Source organism: Komagataeibacter europaeus LMG 18890 (assembly GCF_000285295.1).
Taxonomy (GTDB): domain Bacteria; phylum Pseudomonadota; class Alphaproteobacteria; order Acetobacterales; family Acetobacteraceae; genus Komagataeibacter; species Komagataeibacter europaeus.
In genome coordinates, this window is record NZ_CADP01000275.1 from 1 (window position 1) to 1,540 (window position 1,540).

Annotated in this window: 1 protein-coding gene and 1 pseudogene; one reads left to right on the forward strand and one right to left on the reverse strand. The window is 61.6% G+C overall.

The window, feature by feature from the left end; genetic code table 11:
- Positions 1-391, forward strand: a 391-nt coding sequence (locus GEU01_RS21630) for an ATP-binding protein (RefSeq protein ID WP_019086499.1), incomplete at its 5' end; no start/stop codon positions are given.
- A gap of 139 nt (positions 392-530) precedes the next feature.
- On the opposite strand, the pseudogene GEU01_RS24090 reads toward GEU01_RS21630, so the two are convergent.
- Positions 531-1,540, reverse strand: a pseudogene (locus GEU01_RS24090) (lactate dehydrogenase); the annotation flags it as partial.

A 1,540-nucleotide genomic window follows, 5' to 3' on the forward strand; every position in this document is an offset into this window, starting at 1 on the left:
CCTGGCCACGGCCATTGGCCGGAGCTGCATCCGCACAGGTCGGCGTGGCCGGTTCTTCAACGTGGTGGACCTGGTCAACCGGCTTGAGGCTGACAGTCGGGCGGCAAGGGCGGGTCGGCTGGCCGAACAACTCGGCCGACTGGACTTTGTCATCCTCGACGAACTGGGATACCTGCCCTTTGCCCAGTCTGGCGGACAGTTGCTGTTCCATATGATCAGCCGCCTTTATGAACAGACCTCGGTCATTGTCACCACGAACCTGTCCTTCGGTGAATGGGCCAGTGTATTCGCCGACGCCAAGATGACCACGGCACTGCTCGACCGTCTGACCCATCACTGCGACATCATCGAGACAGGGAACGAAAGCTGGCGGTTCAGGAACCGTAACTGAACCTCTCTCCAGATCCATACCTGCCCCGGCCTGTCTCCTTACGCCTACGGCTTCAGGAGACAGGCCGGCCCTTCAACAGGGGGTTAATATTGCATGCCGATCAGGGGTTATTTTTGAGTGCCGATTGACACTGTGACGCCTCGTCGTATTCCTCGATGGACGAGACCAGCCAGACGTCGGGATCATCGTAAAATGGCGTCAGGTTTGGCCGCCGCTGGGTTTCGTTTTCGACCCCGGTTTCCGGATCGATCCTGACTGTCACATTCATCAGGTTGATCGGGCCGAACTGTCGGACAAAGCTGAAATAGGCATGCTTCAGATCACCCTGGAGGCGTCCATAGGGCAGGTTCTCCATCTGTGCCCGCAGCACCGCGCGTGCCGCATCCCGGACGGGTATCAGCGCGGTAATGATCCGGGCATGCTTCTGGAAGAGGCCGTCCTTCTGATCCCCTTTCCTGATGGCGACCGTGGCGGCCTGGCCGTCGCAGATCTGTTGCAGGACACCTTTCGTGACGAAGTAGGAGCCTTCTTTCAGCTGGGCGCCATCGGCAGCCGTGCCGACCAGCACACCGGATCCTGCCGGCCGGACAATGCGCTGGTCCAGGGGTTCCGGAAAGCGCACGTCCTGCCCGATCCGGCTCAGGGCCTCGGGCAACATTACATCGAGCCTGAAGCCGTCAGTCGCGTTGCACGTGTAGTCGGGACCGAACTGGGTAGTGGTCCAGCCGTGGCGACCGAGCACCTGCTCCGGATGGTCGAGGAAGTAGCGATTGACGAGGAGCGGACAGTTACCCTGGTCGCTATCCGCAAGGGTGTCGGTCTCCAGCCAGGTCTCATCGTCGACCATGTCGCCGATCTTGCGCTTGCGGAACACCAGCACGTCCACCACCACGTCCGTGCCGGCATCATCGCGCATCGCCCCGGCCGGAAGCCGGACCGCCCCCACGAGGTCAGCCATCTCGGCGATGGTCCGGCGCGCGGTGCTGTCTGTCTTGTCCAGCGTATGGCGGGACGTCACGAAAACTGCGATGCCGCCCGGGCGGAGTGCTTCGATGGATCGGGCAATGAAAAAATCATGCAGGCTCAGGCCAAGCCGCCCCAGGCCTTCCGGGCCACGCACGGTGCGATTGGAAAAGGGTGGATTACCGA